Below are 16,612 nucleotides of genomic sequence, written 5' to 3'. Positions count from 1 at the left end.
TATCTCTCTCGCGAGCAATGTCTGAGCGTTCAGGCGTTATCGCATTTCAGGAAACGGTGTGTTTCCGGTGTATTTTTGGCGTACATATGAGGGATACGTAATGTTTACTTTTAAAAAGTGCCTGATTGCACTTTCTATAAATTTGGCCGTTGTTTCATCAGGTTTTGCTTGTACGACCCTGCTGGTCGGCAACGAAGCATCAACGGACGGCTCCATGCTGGTCGCCCGTAGCGCAGACAGCGATGCCCTGAAAGCACAGCATTTTGTCATTCATCCGGCAAAGCAAAATCAGACCGGGGTATACAGTACCAAAGCACATAATGGTGCGAATGATTTTACCTGGCCACTGCCGAAAAACTCTCTGCGTTATACCACTGTCCCAAACTGGAAAACCCAACTGCACGGCGCGACCGGGTTTAACGAGCTGGGTGTCGGCGTGAGCGGTACAGAATCCATTTTTGCCTCACCGAAAGCACTGGCCGCCGACCCGTACGTTGAGGATAAAGGGATCACCGAAGACGATATCCCGGATATTCTGCTGTCACAAAGTAAAACCGCACGTGAAGCTGTGGCGCTGTTGGGCCATATCGTTGAGACCGTCGGCGCAGGCGAAGGTTTTGGCGTTGCCGTCGTCGACGATAACGAGATCTGGTACCTGGAAACCGGTAGCGGCCACCAGTGGATGGCGCAGCGTCTGCCGAATAACCAGTATTTTGCCACCGGTAATCAGGGCCGCTTACAGGATTACGATCCTAAAAGTCCGGACATGATGGCGTCAAAAAACCTGATTCAATTTGCGACTGAAAAAGGGCTGTACGATCCGGCGAAAGACGGTAAATTCAACTTCTCCAAAGCCTATACCCGTGATGACGAGCGTGACCGCACGTATAACGACCCTCGCGTATGGACCATCCAGAAAGAGTTCAATCCTTCCGTAAATCAGGATATGGCCAAAGGGCGCGAATTCCCGGTCTTCATGACGCCAGAGAAGAAAATGACGCTGGACGATGTGAAAGCCGTGTTGCGTAGTCACTATGAAGGGACCAGCCATGACCCGTACACCAACGGTCTGAATGGCAAAGAGCCATGGCGTCCGGTCAGCGTTTTCCGTACCTATGAAGCGCACGTCATGCAGGTCCGTCCGTGGTTGCCAAAAGAGATTGGTGAAACGACCTACATTGGCCTGGGCATGGCTGACCTCACCGCCTTCGTTCCGTACTACAGCGGTCTGAAAGCGTATCCGGCTAACTACACGATGGGTACCGATAAAGCGGACGATCAGTCTATCTACTGGAAATATCGTAAATTACAAACGCTGACGATGACCGATTATCCGAAGCTCGCGCCAATCGTCAAAAAAGCCTACAAAGCGTGGGAAGACAAAGTGGCGAAGGAGCAAAAAGAGGTCGAAGCAGAGTATCTGAAGATGGCGAAAACCGATAAACCCGCCGCGGATAAGATGCTGAATGACTTCAACCTGCGCATCATGGCCGACGCCGAGAAGCTGACGGAAGATCTAACCAATCAGCTATTTACCATCCGCACTAAAGACATTCAGTCTGATATTTTCTTTGCGAATGCAACGAAAAAAGACTGAGTAACGACGCGATAGTATGCTGGCGCAAAATGGATATCACCACTTTGCGCCAGTAAGACAGGTACCATTACTTCCAGGGAAGTTCATCAAGCACCTGGTTCCGGAGATGCACATTAGCCCAGCAGGCGGCCTGCGTTCGGTTGCTCACCGATATTTTTTTAAAAATATTATAGATATGTGTTCTTACCGTATTCTCACTGATAAAAAAAGCACTAGCAATTTCCATATTAGATGCCCCTTTCGACAGTTCGGTCAAAATTTCATATTCTCTCTCAGTTAAAATTCCATTTTCTGCCCCTGGTGGCATTAGATCTAATTTTTCTGTTGGTGGTAAGAGTGATACTTGCATGCGAGGAGTTCTACATCCGTTTTTAATGATGTCCAACAGATATTCAGTACTGCAGTTATTTGGGACAACAGACTCGAAATTTGGCCATGACATGTTCTCATAAAGTGACAGCGATCTCAGACAATTAATGATATGAATACGCAAACCACACCTACTGTCATTGAGTAATCTTGACCAGACTTTTTTTAATTTTCGACTGGATGCCTGAATATCATAAAGGATGATACTTCCCTCAGCGATAAATGACATATCTGGCCTGCTAATATTAACAAAATCAACCAGTAGATCGCTTTGCTTATTGAGGTAATCCAACAATAGCTGTGTCTGTATTGATTGGTTGCTAATAAGTATTATCTTACTATCCATGTTAAGCATATGCAGCCTTCATTCAAATGATGATTGAAAATATTCCATGTCGCTATTGCATAGAAAGCCAACAACAAGTCACTACTTAAGATTAAAGATAATCTGATTGAATTATGAAAATTTAGCTAATTGTGCAATGCGATCATTCGCTTTTTCCGAATGCAACATTCGAATTTTCTCTTTTCAATTTTTAGAATCATAAAACAACAATCATAACCATATGTATTACATGATTTTTTCATTTAATCGTTACGTTAAGAATAATCCCAGCCCTGTGTTGGCGAGAGATGATAATGTTTCATGAAGACTCATATTTAACGACCATTATTAATATCATCGGATGAGTGAAATACGTTTAATCTACGATGTACAACAATACGTTATCTTACATAATTGATAGCAGGCATCAGCCTGATCGGATACAGAACAAGTGTATCCAAAACAATGTTACTGATAATAGAGACAATGTATCTCTCAATGAGGAGCACATTATGAGTAAATTATCCATTGTGACGTTAATTGCATGTACTATTTCAACACCTTTCGTTATGGCAGGGGTTGAAAATGGTCACTATAAAAATCCACAAGGAAAAGTTCAGTTCAACGGCCATGTTTATTCCGGGTCTTGCAAGATTTCAAACGGAGATGAAAACAAACAGGTTAAATTGAGCCCGGTATTAAACACACAGCTGAACAGACTATCTGCGACACAATCTCAATCATTCAGCATCCAGGTGAATGATTGTTATATTCATGAAAAATTAGTCCCCAAACTCACCTGGAATCATAACGGTTCATTGACCGAACAAGGGTATCTTATAAACATGGCAAGTCATGGTGCTGAAAACGTAGCGTTAGTATTGAAGGATAATGAGGGAGCGAATATTAATCTGCACCATGAGAATAATCGTTTTGAACCAGAAAAAGATTACCTCAAAGGTGACAAACCGACGCTAACCTATAAATTTAGCGTCGGTTATATTATTCCTGCTGAAACACAAATATGGGAGCGCGTCAAACCGGGACCGGTAAGCGCCCAAGCAAACTATAGCATTACTTATCTCTAAGCACTCAATGCTATAGCTCCCCTGCGCTATAGCATTTATTTCAATAGAGGCCTCATGAAAATCGTTGTTTCCTTAGTGGCTGTGTTCTCAATTTATGCCACACACGCAAGTAATATTATTGTTAATGGTACCCGGTTTATTTATTCTGAAGATGTCGCAGAAATTACCATTCAAATGACTAATACGGGGAAATCGCCGTCGCTAGCCCAGGTATGGCTGGATGAAGGCAACCCAGATAAACTGCCCGAGGAAATCTCCACTCCTTTTATAATATCGCCCCCCATTGTCCGCGTTGATGCTGGAAATGGACAGTCCCTCAGAATAAAAAAAGCAGCAGATAAATATATTGCCGCAAAAGATAGAGAGTCACTCTGGTGGCTCAACATGCTCGACATTCCCTCTGTAGATAAAAATAACATCACAGGGGATTCAGCCCTGCTCAATTTAGCCATTCGTTCACGCTTCAAATTTATTTGGCGACCGAGCGGGTTAGGTGACCGTCAGAATGCAGAAAGTAAGGTAGAAATTATCGCCAACCATCGTGACCTTACGCTGGTAAACCCCACACCGTTCTTCATTACAATCGCAGATGTTGTAACCGCCTCTGGCCATGGACTGCTGAGTGAAGGTGTCATGGTCGCCCCCAAAAGTAGGACCCATATTATTGCAAAACAAAACGTTGAACGTGGCGAGGCGGTCGTTTTACAGGCAATCAGTGATTACGGCGGTATCGTGGAATTCAAAACAGCTATAAACAAATAAAAAGGATAGAAAGGAATAAAAAATGGGTTTATGTAAAAGGATCTTCACCATACCCTGTTTTATATTTTTACATGGTTCATTATTTTCACTTAACCTGTATGCAGAAAACAACACCCGCTATGAGTTTGATAACGCTATTCTAATGGGTAATGCCTCACTAAATGATTTGCGTTCATTTAATACCGCTGGTTTATTACCCGGGAAGTATATTGTAGACATTTATATCAATGATAACTGGCGCGGACGCCGCGAACTGGAATTTAAACAAAATACCAATGGGGAGTTAGTCAGCTGTTACTCAGCACCTTTCTTGCAGGGTATTGGCATCAACCCAGCTAAAATGAATAAGATGCTTGCTGACCAACCGTTACGCTGTAGTCCTCTGTCGGAATGGGATAACAGTGGCAAAACCGCAGAACGGCTTAACACCAGCCAGCTTGATCTACGCATTACCCTCCCACAAGCCTATGTCGATAATCTGGAAAGTAATTATGTCCCACCTGAATTATGGCAACAGGGGATCCCTGCTATTAATCTCGGCTACAACGCAGATTATTACAGCACCCAGCAGCGGGGTAACGATCGTTCCAGTACAGACAGCGCCTGGTTGGGCATGGACATCCGCGGTTCAGCAGGAGGATGGTTAATTGAACATTTCGGTAGCCAGAACTGGGACAGCGATTCCGGTAGCCATTATGCAAATAATCGAACAACGCTAAAACGGCCAATAACTAGTCTGAAGTCTATGTTCAGCGCCGGAAAATTCTATACCGACAGCCAGATGTTCGACAGTATCGCTATTCTCGGGATGGGACTGGCTTCAGAGGATTTAATGCGCCCGGATAGCACATTGAACTGGGCCCCGATTATTCGTGGCGTTGCGGAGACAAACGCCCGGGTGACCATTTCCCAGGACGGTCAGACTATTCATCAGTCCTCCGTTCCAGCCGGGCCATTTTCTATTGAATCCGTACTTCCCGCCAATACCGGGGGCGAGTTGCTGGTTACAATTCAGGAGTCGGACGGGCGTATCCGTCGCTTTACCGTACCTTACTCCTCCGTGCCACAACTGCTTAAACCCGGCGTTTCACGATATGGCTTCACCCTCGGTACCGTCGATGAAGATAATGATGAGGAAGACCCCTTTACCGCCCAAGCTTACTGGCAATACGGCCTGAATAACTATATCACGCTGTATACCGGTGCCTCCGGATTCGAACGCTACCAGTCGGCCCTCATCGGCAGCGGTCTTAATAGCGGGCTGGGAGCATTTGCCATTGATGTTACTCAATCTCGTTTGAATCTCAACGACGATCGGCACCAGGGACAACAGTATCGTCTGACGTGGAATCGTACTCTCCAATGGTCTGAAACCTCACTATGGCTGGAGGCAAAATACGGCTCACACCATTTCTACGGCCAACGCGACGCCCTTGACGCCTTGGATGCAGTGACATCGATGAATACGTATTCGTCATTACGAGAAAAACTGTCAGTTAGCGCCAGCATCAATCAGCCATTGGCTGCCACATGGGGTTCTTTCTATTTGTCCGGCTCTCTAAAGACGTATTGGAATCAGCAGGATAATTATCGTCAGTATGCCGCAGGGTACACCAATACCTGGGGTAACTTGACCTGGAGTGTATCTGCGCAGCGTTTCTGGAATGAGGATGAACGTGGTTCCGTCACTAAAGACGACCAAATCATGCTTTCATTTAACTATTTCCTGCCACGGAATAACGCCGGTTTTACGCAGATTTCCTCCGACAGCTACAGCAACAATGGCAAAGCCAGCAACACCCGACTCGGCTTCACGACCTCTTCTGACGAGGAAAACAATATCGTTTGGGGCGTCAATACCGGCTATGCCCGCGGTGGCGATGTGGAATGGGGGGTAAACACGATGGTGCGCACACCTTACACATCACTTAACGGGACATGGAGCCAGAGTAATTCATGGCACCAGATGAGCAGCGGAGTAAGCGGAATGTTGGTTGCGCACGCAGGAGGGATAACCTTCTCACCGGAGCGTTCTGACACCGTCGCACTGGTCTATGCACCAGATGCTTATGGCGCACATCTGGAAGGCGTGCCCGGAACCCGCTTCGATAAAAGTGGCTATGCCATTATGCCGTGGCTTCGCCCGTGGCGCGTAAATGATGTCACCATCGATTCAAAAGGCGCTCCCGAAGGCCTGCACTTCAACAAAACCCAGGGAAAAGTTGCGCCTTACGAGGGCAACGTCATTCCTGTCAACGTCGAAACAACGCTAAGAAAACAGAAGATTATTTATCCCCGTCTTCAGGGGCAGTGGAAAATGCCGTTCGGCGCAATTATCCGTGACCATGCCAATAAGCATGTTGGCTACGTGGGACAAGGTGGAGCACTTTATATCGATGAAAACTCATCACCTGAAGTGTTTGTTTTTTTGGAAAACGGGAAATGTACGATTGTACTCAAAAGCCAGGAGGCCATATGTCGGTAATACGTACTGCTTTTATCCTGGGCTGCGCATTAGGTATTCACCAGACAGCCAACGCCACATGCACCCTGACCACACAGAAAGTGATTGTGACACCGGTAACCGTTACCGATAAACGTGCAGTCCAATCAGGGGGGATTATTCAGACGCGCACGCTCGCGGTGCAAAATATTCAGGCGTCAGGTTGTACTGAGAGCCATCCTTATACTGCTCAGGTTATCGGTGATTGGTCGGTGATGAAACAGCCCGGTATTCTGCGCAGCAATGTGCATGGTATTGGCATCAAAGTCACCCTGGAAACATCGACCGGGAGAATAGTCCAATGGCCATCGGCATTCAGGGCTTCAGCAGATGAATTCAGAAACAGCAAAATCAATATTGAGCTCATCAAACTGGATACCCAATCTACGGTAAGCCCTGCAGCGGGCGCACTCAACCTGCAAATTCGCAGCGAGACCCAATCCTTACCCGTGGTAGATATCACTCTGCCAGCAAAATATGTCACAATGCTAAACCGTTCCTGCACGGTAAAAGGTAACCGAACGATTAACGTAAAACTACCTGGCGTACAGATAGAAAACTTCACCGGTCGCGGCAGTACGGCCGGAAGAAAATCGTTTAACATCGACCTTATCTGTAAAAGCGATTTTACAACACCATCCCGCGTAACACTGACCTGGCGCGATACCGATAATGGCCATGACAGTCGCATCGGCGTGTTACCGAATCTCCAGCCAGGAGGAGGTGGCGGTATCGGTATTCAGGTTTTAGATCAACAACAACAACCTATCAGTTTTAATACACCTGCATATATCCATGTAACGCACCGGGATCAGGGAAAGCACTCTATTCCTTTTTATGCGCAATATTATCAGACAGGGAAACGAGTCACTCCGGGCGTTGTTCGCTCCGTTTTGTATTTCAATGCAGAATATGAATAGCCCCCCTAAATCAGGTACAATGCGTAATCTTTGCTCCACACAAGTGGAGCTTTTTTTATTATATATTCACAGGGATATAATGATCACAAGTAATTATTTTATTATTAATGTCTTGTTCGTTGTAATGAAATACTTCGATATCACAACCTGGATTTCGTTTTAATTTATGTTGCGACATGACTTTTAAATAAATATATTTTGAATACTGAGGATAGGATTCCTTACTGAATCTGAACGTAACGCAAGCATAGTTTCCCGAGGGGCAATCATAGCGATTATATCTATTAGCCGAATGGTGATTCTTAATACCAATGATGCTTTTTATTTTCAGACGCGTTGTTGAGTTAGGATTAGGTGAAAACTCAGTTAATGCCCACACATTTTGTCTCGAACTGTTAAGCTGTTCAAAAATCAGGTTTAACCGATGCAGATGTGAGTCGCTGGCTGGCGGGACAGGAGAGTCATAGTTGTACTGAACACCATGAACCACATCGACAGGCAAAGTACACAGTTGCAATTCGCTAACAACAATACCGCTTTGTGGTGTAAGCGAAAACAATGGTGCGAGATCCCAACTGAGATTTTTACGGTATTCTCTGGGGGTGTAACCTGTTAACTTTTTAAATTCACGGCAAAAAGATTGTTGAGAATCGAATCCTAACCTGACGGAAATATCAATAATATCCATACAGGTCAGGCGCAATAAAGATGCAGCTTTGGTGATGCGTCGCTTACGAATATAGAGGCCAACCGGCATATCAATACGCTGCTTTAAAATATCCTGAATATGCCTTCGGCTATACCCAGAAAAGCGGGTAATATCATCAATATCCACACCCGAAACAAAATTATCCTCAATATAAAACAAAACATCATTAATAGTATTTGACTTCAACAGGTCCTCTCTCTTCCCCAATAAACCATGTGGTATAAATGACCGTCAATCCATTTGACAGTCAGATACAGCAGCAAAAAACCTATAGCGAGGCTATTATTTTTATATCTCAGAGAGATGGATACCGTCAAATACCTTTTAATAAATATACACACATCAGAAGTCAATCAAGATATTATCCCCCGTAATATTATAAATACTGAACTTATTACAAAAGTAATATTTATTATGGCAACAATAAACAACAAGCCTATTATCACAAACTGATCGGAGTTCCGATCAGTTTAATTCCAGAGAGATTAACGACAATTTATGCATATGACTATAGAATAATATGCCTGCAGTTAAACATGTTCAGAAGGAAGCATCATCAATGTTTCACACCGCGCCTTCACTGCGTCGTGCAGCAGACGAACCGCCGTTGAAAGCTGCTTCCGATGCGGGCAAATCATATTCAGCGGGACTTTCTCTCCCTGATAATCCGGCATCAGCAGTTGTAATCGACCGTCACGCACATCCTCGCTGACATCCAGCCACGACTTGTACGCCACACCTTCTCCGGCAATCGCCAGGCGCCGGATCACTTCCGCATCGTCACTCATAATGGTGCCGTTAACCTGCACACTGCTGACCTCGCCGTTGCGCGTAAACGTCCAGCGATCGTGCAGGCGGCCGCGTAATACGAAAGTCATGGCGTTGAGCTGTGTTAAATCATCCAGTTTTTGCGGCGCTCCGTTTTGCTCAACCCATTCCGGTGATGCCACCAGCACGCGTCGGTTACCCGCTGCAACGGGCAGCGCAATGTAAGACGCGTCTTCGGTGTTGCCATAGCGAAACGCAACATCGACGGGGTCTTTAAAGACATCCGTTACCTGGTCGGAGAAAAAAATCCGCAGGCGCAGCGCGGGATAGCGGCGTCGAAACGACTGAAAGACCGGCAGCAGCAGGTTACGACCGAGATCGGAAGGCACGGCGATTTGCAGCGTGCCAGAAACTTCATCTTCCGGGGTCTGAATTTTTTGCAGCCCGGCATGCATTACATCCAGCATCTGGCGGGCATAGGGTAACCAGACTTCACCTTCTGGCGTCAGGCGCAGGCTGCGCGTGGAGCGAGCGAACAAGCGGATAGCCAACGTAGACTCCAGGCGCTTGATAGCTGAACTGACCTGAGCAGGCTGAACGCCGACTTCGCGCGCAGCATCACTAAAACTATTCAGCGCCGCGGCGCGGACAAACAACGTGAGATCTTCAAGCCGGAACATTTTCACTCCCCGAGTATAAGTCCTGTCGCCATAGGGCTATTTTTCCCGTTCTGTTACCGGTTTACCATCGAATTATTCAACTGATTCCTGTGACCGGAGATAATATGAAAGCCATCGCCATTACCCGCGCCGCGACCGACGGCAATAACATTGAATTTTTACAAGAGATTGACCTGCCCATGCCAGTTGCTACCGGGCACGATCTGCTGGTTGAAGTGAAAGCCATTTCCGTCAACCCCGTTGATACCAAGGTCCGCGAAGGTTTTAACGCTGATGTGCCGCGCGTACTGGGCTGGGACGCCGTTGGCGAGGTGAAGTCCGTGGGCGAAGCCGTCACCCTGTTCGCACCCGGCGATGAAGTCTGGTACGCCGGAGCGCTCGGCCGCGCTGGCAGTAACAGTGAATTTCAGCTGGTTGATGAACGTATTACCGCGCTGAAGCCAAAAACACTGGATAATGCTTCTGCTGCGGCGCTGCCACTGACCGCTATCACCGCCTGGGAAATGCTGTTCGACCGTCTGGGCGTTGAGGAAAATGGCAATGAAGATGATGTGTTATTGATTGTTGGCGCGGCTGGCGGCGTCGGTTCTATTCTGACGCAACTGGCCAGTAAGCTGACCAAAATGACCGTCATCGGTACCGCATCACGTCCGCAGAGCCAGAAATGGGTACGTGAAGCGGGCGCTCATCATGTGATTGACCACAGCAAGCCGTTGACGGAAGAGCTGGCACGGATAGGCATTAAAGAGGTGACGCACGTTGCCAGCCTGAACAATACCGAGCAGCACTATTCGCAAATTATTGCCGCACTGGCGCCGCAGGGCAAACTGGCGCTGATTGACGATCCGCAAACTCTCGATGCGCGCCCGCTGAAGGCCAAAAGCATTTCGCTGCACTGGGAGTTTATGTTTACCCGTTCGATGTTTACCACCCACGACATCATTGCGCAGCATCAGTTACTGACCCGCGTGGCGCAGCTGATCGACGACAGCACCCTCCGTACCACGCTGGGCGAACATTTTGGCGCGATTACCGCGGCAAATCTGCAAAAAGCCCACACGCAAATTGAAACCGGTCGCTCGGTCGGCAAGATTGTGCTGGAGGGGTTTTAACATGTCTGATTCTGACGTGATTTCAATTATTGCGGTACTGAAAGCCAAACCGGGGAAAATCGACGCGCTGAAACAGGCGCTACAAGCTCTGCTGCTGCCCACACGCCGGGAGCCGGGCAATATTGAATATGCCCTGTTCCAGTTACGCGACACGCCGGATGTGTTCTACGTGCGCGAATCCTGGCGCGGTCAGGCCGGTCTGGATGAGCATATCGCTCTGCCACATTTCCAGGCGTTCATTCTACAAATGAACGATCTGCTAGCCGAACCGCTACGGCTGGATTATCTGACGCCGATTGAGCCTTAATGTCTCGACGCGCCCCCGCAGCTATGCGGGGGATTTACATCAGCCATTGCGTCCGGCCATAACACCGCCATCCACATCCCAGATGGCGCCAGTTACCCATTGCGCTTTGTCTGACAACAGGAAGGCGACGGATTCAGCCACATCACGCGGCGTACCAACCCGACCAATCGGATGGAAGCTGTCAAAGCTACTCATCACACCTTGTACGTCTTCTTTCGGGATAAATCCTTCGTAGATAGGTGTATGCACCACTGCTGGCGAAACGGCATTGACGCGGATCCCATTCGCCCCCAGCTCGATGGCCAGATTTTTAGTTAATGCATGCAGGCCCGCTTTTGCCATTGAGTACGCTGAAGAAGGTGTTGCGCCAATTGCCTGTTGCGCCCACATCGAACCAATATTCACGATGGCACCCTGGATGTTAGCCGCCACCATATTACGCACGACATCGCGGGTGATAAAAAACGTCGCGCGGTTGAGGCTCATGTACAGTTCATAATCTTCAACTTCATGATCAGTGAAAGGTTTTGGGAAGAAAACCCCAGCTGCATTTACTAACAGGTTGATGTCTTTGTGCTCAGCATTCACCGTTGCCATCACCTGCTTAACGCCCGCTTCTGACATCAGATCCGCCACAATGACAGAGACGTCACCCAGCTCCGCCAACGCCTGACGGGCCCGTTCCGCTTTCTCGACGCGATTGCCAACCAGCACCACTCGACCACCACCCTGGAGGATCAGTTTTGCGGTTTCAAATCCGATACCACTGGTACCGCCCACCACTAACAGTTTTTTGCCGACAAATAATGTGTTCATCGCTAGCCTCGTTTCACGTATTCGTTAATGCGCTAACAATGCCACTCCCCTGAGGCGCTGACGAATGAGAAGAAATAGCGAACCGAGAAAGAAAATCTATCTCGATGGCATATACTGAAGATATTCACAAAACGGGAAATGACCTGATGCGCTCGCTTAATCGACTTAAATGGTTACACGCTTTTGAGGCCACAGCCCGCCACGGCAGTTTTACTGGTGCGGCGCAGGAACTGGGGGTCACTCCGGCTGCCGTTGGGCAACTGGTTCGTGCGCTGGAAGACTGGGTTGGCCACCCGCTGCTGCATCGAACCCGTTCAGGCAAAGAGCGTCTCACGCTGGTCAGCGAAGCACAGGACGCGTTGCGCGAGATAACCCAGGGACTGGATAGCCTGGAATCCGGGCTGAACAAGTTACGCGGCCGACGGGCGCGCTCGGTGGTGATCATCACGGCCTCTCAGGTACTGGTGATGAACTGGCTGATGAGCCGCCTCAATCGTTTCTCACAAGCGCATGAAAACATAGAATTACGCCTGAACGTGACGGAAAAGCTGATGGATGTTGCTCATGGCGAAGCGGATCTGGGCGTACGTTGCGGTAAAGGCGACTGGCCTGAGGTAAATAAAACCTGGCTGATGGATGAAGAAGCGGTTCTGGTTTGTAGCCCACGTATTGTGCCAGTAGATAAAATATCCTGTGGAGAATGGTTGGCCGCACAGAAGCTTATCCATGATGACACTCCCCACCCCGGCGCCAATTTCCCGGACTGGAATGATGTCCTGACCGCCACCCAGGCACCTGCCGTTCGCGACAGTGGATTGCACATCAACTCTACCTCTGCAGTGATTCTGGCGGCGCTCAGCAGTCAAGGTGTCGCCATTGTGCGTAGGGCATTGGTGCAGCAGCTACTGACAGACGGACAACTGGTTCAGCTTCATCCCAACACCCGCTGGCCTCTGGCGTGGTCTTACTACATTGTTACGCCACAGCACGCGGTAATGCGCCCGGAGGTAAAAGTCTTTAATGACTGGCTGATTGCGGATGTGCTGGCAGAAATCACAACCATCTCTGCTATGATGCCTGCACACAAATAAAACAAAACAACATGCCGAGGGAAAGATGAGTTCCACCAGAAGAGGGATGATGAACGTCCTGATTGCCGCCGTATTATGGGGAAGTTCAGGCGTTTGCGCGCAATACATCATGGAGCAAAGCCAGATGTCGTCGCAGTTTCTGACCATGACGCGCCTGATTTTCGCCGGGCTCATTCTGCTGATGCTCTCTTTCGTTCACGGCGACAAAGTGTTCTCCATTATCAAAAACCGCAAAGACGCCATCAGCCTGCTGATTTTTTCCGTGGTTGGGGCGCTCACCGTACAGCTAACCTTTCTGCTGACTATTGAAAAATCCAACGCAGCCACCGCGACGGTGCTGCAATTTTTGTCACCGACCATAATCGTGGCGTGGTTTTCCGTGGTGCGCAAAGCACGACCGGGGATTTTAGTGCTGACTGCGATCTTCACATCGCTTATCGGCACCTTCTTGCTGGTCACCCACGGTAACCCGACGTCGCTGTCTATCTCACCTGCCGCGCTGTTCTGGGGAATTGCCTCGGCGTTTGCCGCCGCGTTCTACACCACCTACCCCTCAACGCTTATCGCGCGCTACGGCACGCTGCCGGTCGTCGGCTGGAGTATGTTAATCGGCGGCATGATCCTGCTGCCGTTTTATGCCGGACAGGGCACTAATTTCGTGGTGAATGGCAGTTTGATTCTGGCGTTTTTCTATCTGGTGGTCATCGGCACGTCGCTGACGTTTAGCCTGTACCTGAAAGGCGCGCAGATGATTGGCGGACCGAAAGCGAGCATTTTAAGCTGCGCGGAACCGTTGAGCAGCGCGTTGCTGTCCCTGCTGCTGTTAGGTATTACCTTTACCCTGCCAGACTGGCTGGGCACGCTTTTGATCCTCTCTTCGGTAATACTTATCTCAATGGACTCACGTCGCCGCGCCAGAGCGGTTTAACACCAACCGGCGCGGCAAAAGGTTATGATTACCAGCCCGGAACCGCGCCACCGTTAAAGATAGTTTCTGCCGCCTTCGCCACTTCAGGTGACTGATAAGATTGCAGGAACTCTTTCACATTCTCGGCATCTTTGTTGTCTTCTCGCGCCGCCAGAATGTTCACATACGGTGAGTTTTTGTCTTCAATAAATACGCTGTCATGTACCGGGGAAAGCCCGGTTTGCTGGATGTAGGTGGTACTGATAATCGCCACATCCACTTTCTGATCGTCCAGCACACGCGGCAACTGCGCACCTTCCAGTTCCATAATTTTCAGATGCCGCGGATTATCAGTAATATCCAACGCTGTTGGCAGCAGGCCGGTATCCGCTTTCAGCGTAATTAACTTCTCTTTTTGCAGCAGCAACAGCGCCCGGCCCAGGTTGGTTGGATCGTTAGGTATCGCAATCGTTGCACCGTCTTTTAGTTCAGCGACCGTTTTGATTTTCTTCGAATAACCAGCCATTGGGAACACAAAGGTATTGCCCACCGCAACCAGCTTATAGTCGTGTGCTTTATTATCTTGTTCAAGGAACGGGCGATGCTGGAAGACGTTGGCATCCAGCTCACCATGATTGGTGGCATCGTTGGGCAGCAGAGAACCGCTAAAACCCACCAGTTCCACCTCCAGACCATATTTTTCTTTAGCGACTTTCTTCGCGACCTCCGCCACATCCTGCTCTGCACCGTTAATTACACCCACTTTGATATGCTTTGCATCGCTGCTCTGTTGATCGCATCCTGCCAGCAATAATCCCGCCAGTAATACCGCCGCCCCGGCCCCGAAATAAGGTATCTTCAGCTTCACGTTTTATCCTTTTGCAATAACCGCCTGATGAGTAATGAAATGACTATAGCGGGAAGGCCGCTGCGGTTTAAAAAACGAAAAAGCATCAGCAAGAAGAAAAAAGCATAATGGGGCTAAGATAAATTAGTCGGAAGATACTGTTAGTTCATCAATTGCAAGCCCGGTAATAATTAGCACCAGTTCACGATCGATCCCCTTCTCAAGCATGGCATGGGCTATCCGCAACGCTTCGTCTTTTTGCCCTCGCGTTTGCCTTCGAGTTTGCCCTCTAGCAACCCTGTCCTTCGCCCCGACTCACGTAAGCATTCTGCAATCGTCATTAATCTCTCCTTATGCTGGGGAACGCGCAGGGCAACCTCTCGAATAAACGCCTCAAAACGCGGTGCGCTGCCAGACTGCACCAGGTAATTAAATAGCGTTTCTACCTGACTGTCATTAGCGTGTCCCTTAATCAACAGGGCAACCAGTTTATCGACCAGCACCATCAAATCGCGCTCGCGTATATGCTTCTGGACAAGTTCCAGTAGTGCCACTCGCCGGTGCTGCATAATCTCATCATCAGACACCACCGTGATATCGACCAGCGGGAAGGTCGCGCTATAAAGCTGCCGCGCAGTCTCTGGATCGTCAAACTCATCCAGCCAGCACAGCGAAAAAGGGTACGGGCTGGCAACGCCATGGTAAAAAAGTATCGGAACCACCAGCGGCAGCGTTTTGTGGCCAGCATCAAGGTGATTCTGCATCGCGGCAATGGCGTAACGCATCATTCGGAATGCCATATGAGCATCCGGTGAACTCTGGTGTTCAATCAACGCGTAGATATAGCCTTTACCAGTTCTCGTCTTTAGCGACCACAGAACATCGGAATAACTGGCACGCAGGTCTTCCTCAATAAAACTCCCTGGCTCCAGCTTCAGTGTGTTCAGATCGCAAAGTTCACGTAATGGTGCGGGAAGATAGCTATCAAGAAAATCCCGTGCCGTTTCTGGATGGCTTAAGAACTTTTTAAATACCGCATCATGCGGCGTAGAAGTTGTTGGTTTTTTCATGGCGGTCCGTCACCAGAAGAACAAGATGACGGAACCATACTCGCCAGTCGCACACACAACATCTGTGAACTTTTCTAGTTGCGAGGCGGCTTGGCGGATAAATACATGCTTTTGCAATGTATTCATTTTCAGGGAATAACGCTCGCAAAAATGCCCGGTAAGCGTGATCACCTCCGGGCAAGTACCTAAATCCTCTTTGGCGGCAGCATCCAGACCTTCCGGTCATCAAAACGTTTTCGACAAATAATGGCGCGCGGAACCGGTTTCCGGGAAGTTATCGAGGGTCATTTGCAGCTGATAGCCGTTTTTCTGATAAAACGGCAGCGCCTGGAAACTCATGGTATCCACCAGCGCATGCAGGCATCCTCTCTCACGCGCCGTCTGTTCTGCGGCCTGCATCAATTTTGTGCCGTAACCACCTTTACGCAGCGAGTCATGCATCCACAGAAAATCAATGCACAGCCATTCGCCTTTGATTTTGCCGATCAGCCCACCCAGAATGTCATTGCGCTCATCGCGCCAGTACACCGCCAGGTCGCCAAAATTGGTGGTTCTCAGAAACTGTTGGTTGTAAGCGCGCAATCCGGCAAGCAGGGCATTTTGATCGTCTTCGGTAATCGTATCTGTAATCTGTATTTGCATCCTATCCTCCTGAAATAACTACAACTTCTGGCTGATTTATTTTTAGACATTAACACAGGGTGATGAGTGAGTCGTATGCCGTCTACACTTACTCTTGAG

At 48.6% G+C, this 16,612-nt stretch carries 15 protein-coding genes and 1 pseudogene; 9 read left to right on the top strand and 7 right to left on the bottom strand.

Going from position 1 to position 16,612, the window contains the following annotated elements:
- Positions 1–100 precede the first annotated feature (100 nt).
- On the top strand, positions 101–1,597 hold the full coding sequence (locus tag OGY04_RS00595) for a C69 family dipeptidase (RefSeq protein ID WP_286584581.1): 1,497 nt from the start codon (positions 101–103) through the stop codon (positions 1,595–1,597).
- Positions 1,598–1,664: 67 nt separating this feature from the next.
- Here OGY04_RS00595 and OGY04_RS00590 read toward each other — a convergent pair whose 3' ends face one another.
- A complete protein-coding gene (locus OGY04_RS00590; protein WP_286584580.1) occupies positions 1,665–2,321 on the bottom strand; it encodes a LuxR C-terminal-related transcriptional regulator in 657 nt (218 codons plus the stop codon).
- A gap of 482 nt (positions 2,322–2,803) precedes the next feature.
- Between OGY04_RS00590 and OGY04_RS00585 the strand changes: the two genes are divergently transcribed.
- Genes OGY04_RS00585 through OGY04_RS00570 form a run of 4 tightly spaced genes read left to right on the top strand, consistent with a single transcriptional unit; the run spans position 2,804 to position 7,564 of the window.
- Positions 2,804–3,379: a fimbrial protein gene (locus OGY04_RS00585; protein WP_286584579.1), complete on the top strand. Its 576-nt coding sequence runs from the start codon at positions 2,804–2,806 to the stop codon at positions 3,377–3,379.
- 54 nt (positions 3,380–3,433) lie between these two features.
- Positions 3,434–4,141 (top strand): fimbrial biogenesis chaperone, encoded by a 708-nt coding sequence (locus OGY04_RS00580; RefSeq protein ID WP_286584577.1) that lies wholly within the window; start codon positions 3,434–3,436, stop codon positions 4,139–4,141.
- A gap of 22 nt (positions 4,142–4,163) precedes the next feature.
- Complete coding sequence (locus tag OGY04_RS00575; protein ID WP_286584575.1) at positions 4,164–6,626, top strand: fimbria/pilus outer membrane usher protein; 2,463 nt, start codon at positions 4,164–4,166, stop codon at positions 6,624–6,626.
- On the top strand, positions 6,617–7,564 hold the full coding sequence (locus tag OGY04_RS00570; RefSeq protein ID WP_286584573.1) for a fimbrial protein: 948 nt from the start codon (positions 6,617–6,619) through the stop codon (positions 7,562–7,564). Before OGY04_RS00575 ends, OGY04_RS00570 begins: the two co-directional genes overlap by 10 nt.
- Before the next feature lie 58 nt (positions 7,565–7,622).
- On the opposite strand, the gene OGY04_RS00565 is transcribed toward OGY04_RS00570, so the two are convergent.
- Both OGY04_RS00565 and OGY04_RS00560 read right to left on the bottom strand, forming a co-directional pair.
- Positions 7,623–8,459, bottom strand: a complete 837-nt coding sequence (locus tag OGY04_RS00565; RefSeq protein ID WP_286584571.1) for a helix-turn-helix domain-containing protein — start codon at positions 8,457–8,459, stop codon at positions 7,623–7,625.
- A 344-nt stretch (positions 8,460–8,803) separates the two neighbouring features.
- Complete coding sequence (locus OGY04_RS00560; protein WP_286584568.1) at positions 8,804–9,721, bottom strand: LysR family transcriptional regulator; 918 nt, start codon at positions 9,719–9,721, stop codon at positions 8,804–8,806.
- Positions 9,722–9,825: 104 nt separating this feature from the next.
- Here OGY04_RS00560 and OGY04_RS00555 point away from each other — a divergent pair, with 104 nt between their 5' ends.
- The gene (locus OGY04_RS00555) at positions 9,826–10,833 is read left to right on the top strand and encodes a zinc-binding alcohol dehydrogenase family protein (protein ID WP_071444557.1); all 1,008 of its coding nucleotides are present in this window, start codon (positions 9,826–9,828) and stop codon (positions 10,831–10,833) included.
- A 16-nt stretch (positions 10,834–10,849) separates the two neighbouring features.
- Positions 10,850–11,140 (top strand): putative quinol monooxygenase, encoded by a 291-nt coding sequence (locus OGY04_RS00550; protein WP_162623446.1) that lies wholly within the window; start codon positions 10,850–10,852, stop codon positions 11,138–11,140.
- 39 nt (positions 11,141–11,179) lie between these two features.
- Here OGY04_RS00550 and OGY04_RS00545 read toward each other — a convergent pair whose 3' ends face one another.
- Positions 11,180–11,956: an SDR family NAD(P)-dependent oxidoreductase gene (locus OGY04_RS00545; protein ID WP_071444556.1), complete on the bottom strand. Its 777-nt coding sequence runs from the start codon at positions 11,954–11,956 to the stop codon at positions 11,180–11,182.
- A gap of 146 nt (positions 11,957–12,102) precedes the next feature.
- Here OGY04_RS00545 and OGY04_RS00540 point away from each other — a divergent pair, with 146 nt between their 5' ends.
- Together OGY04_RS00540 and OGY04_RS00535 are read left to right on the top strand one after the other, a co-directional pair.
- Entirely contained in the window at positions 12,103–13,047 is a 945-nt protein-coding gene (locus tag OGY04_RS00540) for a LysR substrate-binding domain-containing protein (RefSeq protein WP_286584620.1), read from the top strand.
- A gap of 25 nt (positions 13,048–13,072) precedes the next feature.
- Positions 13,073–13,975, top strand: a complete 903-nt coding sequence (locus OGY04_RS00535; RefSeq protein ID WP_003827166.1) for a carboxylate/amino acid/amine transporter — start codon at positions 13,073–13,075, stop codon at positions 13,973–13,975.
- Between the two features lie 28 nt (positions 13,976–14,003).
- Here the strand turns inward: OGY04_RS00535 and nlpA are convergent, their stop codons facing one another.
- The 3 genes and pseudogenes from nlpA to OGY04_RS00520 all read right to left on the bottom strand — a co-directional run bounded on the left by nlpA (position 14,004) and on the right by OGY04_RS00520 (position 16,513).
- Positions 14,004–14,822 carry a lipoprotein NlpA gene (gene nlpA / locus OGY04_RS00530; RefSeq protein WP_286584563.1) on the bottom strand — a complete coding sequence of 273 codons (819 nt, stop codon included), beginning with the start codon at positions 14,820–14,822 and terminating at the stop codon, positions 14,004–14,006.
- 123 nt (positions 14,823–14,945) lie between these two features.
- Positions 14,946–15,871: pseudogene (locus OGY04_RS00525) on the bottom strand (Rpn family recombination-promoting nuclease/putative transposase).
- A 225-nt stretch (positions 15,872–16,096) separates the two neighbouring features.
- Positions 16,097–16,513: a GNAT family N-acetyltransferase gene (locus OGY04_RS00520; protein WP_235126101.1), complete on the bottom strand. Its 417-nt coding sequence runs from the start codon at positions 16,511–16,513 to the stop codon at positions 16,097–16,099.
- Between the last annotated feature and the right edge of the window lie 99 nt (positions 16,514–16,612).

The organism is Citrobacter sp. Cpo091, assembly GCF_030332645.1.
Lineage (GTDB): Bacteria > Pseudomonadota > Gammaproteobacteria > Enterobacterales > Enterobacteriaceae > Citrobacter > Citrobacter portucalensis.
Note: the sequence above shows the minus strand (reverse complement) of the source record. Positions and strands in the feature narration are given on the sequence as shown.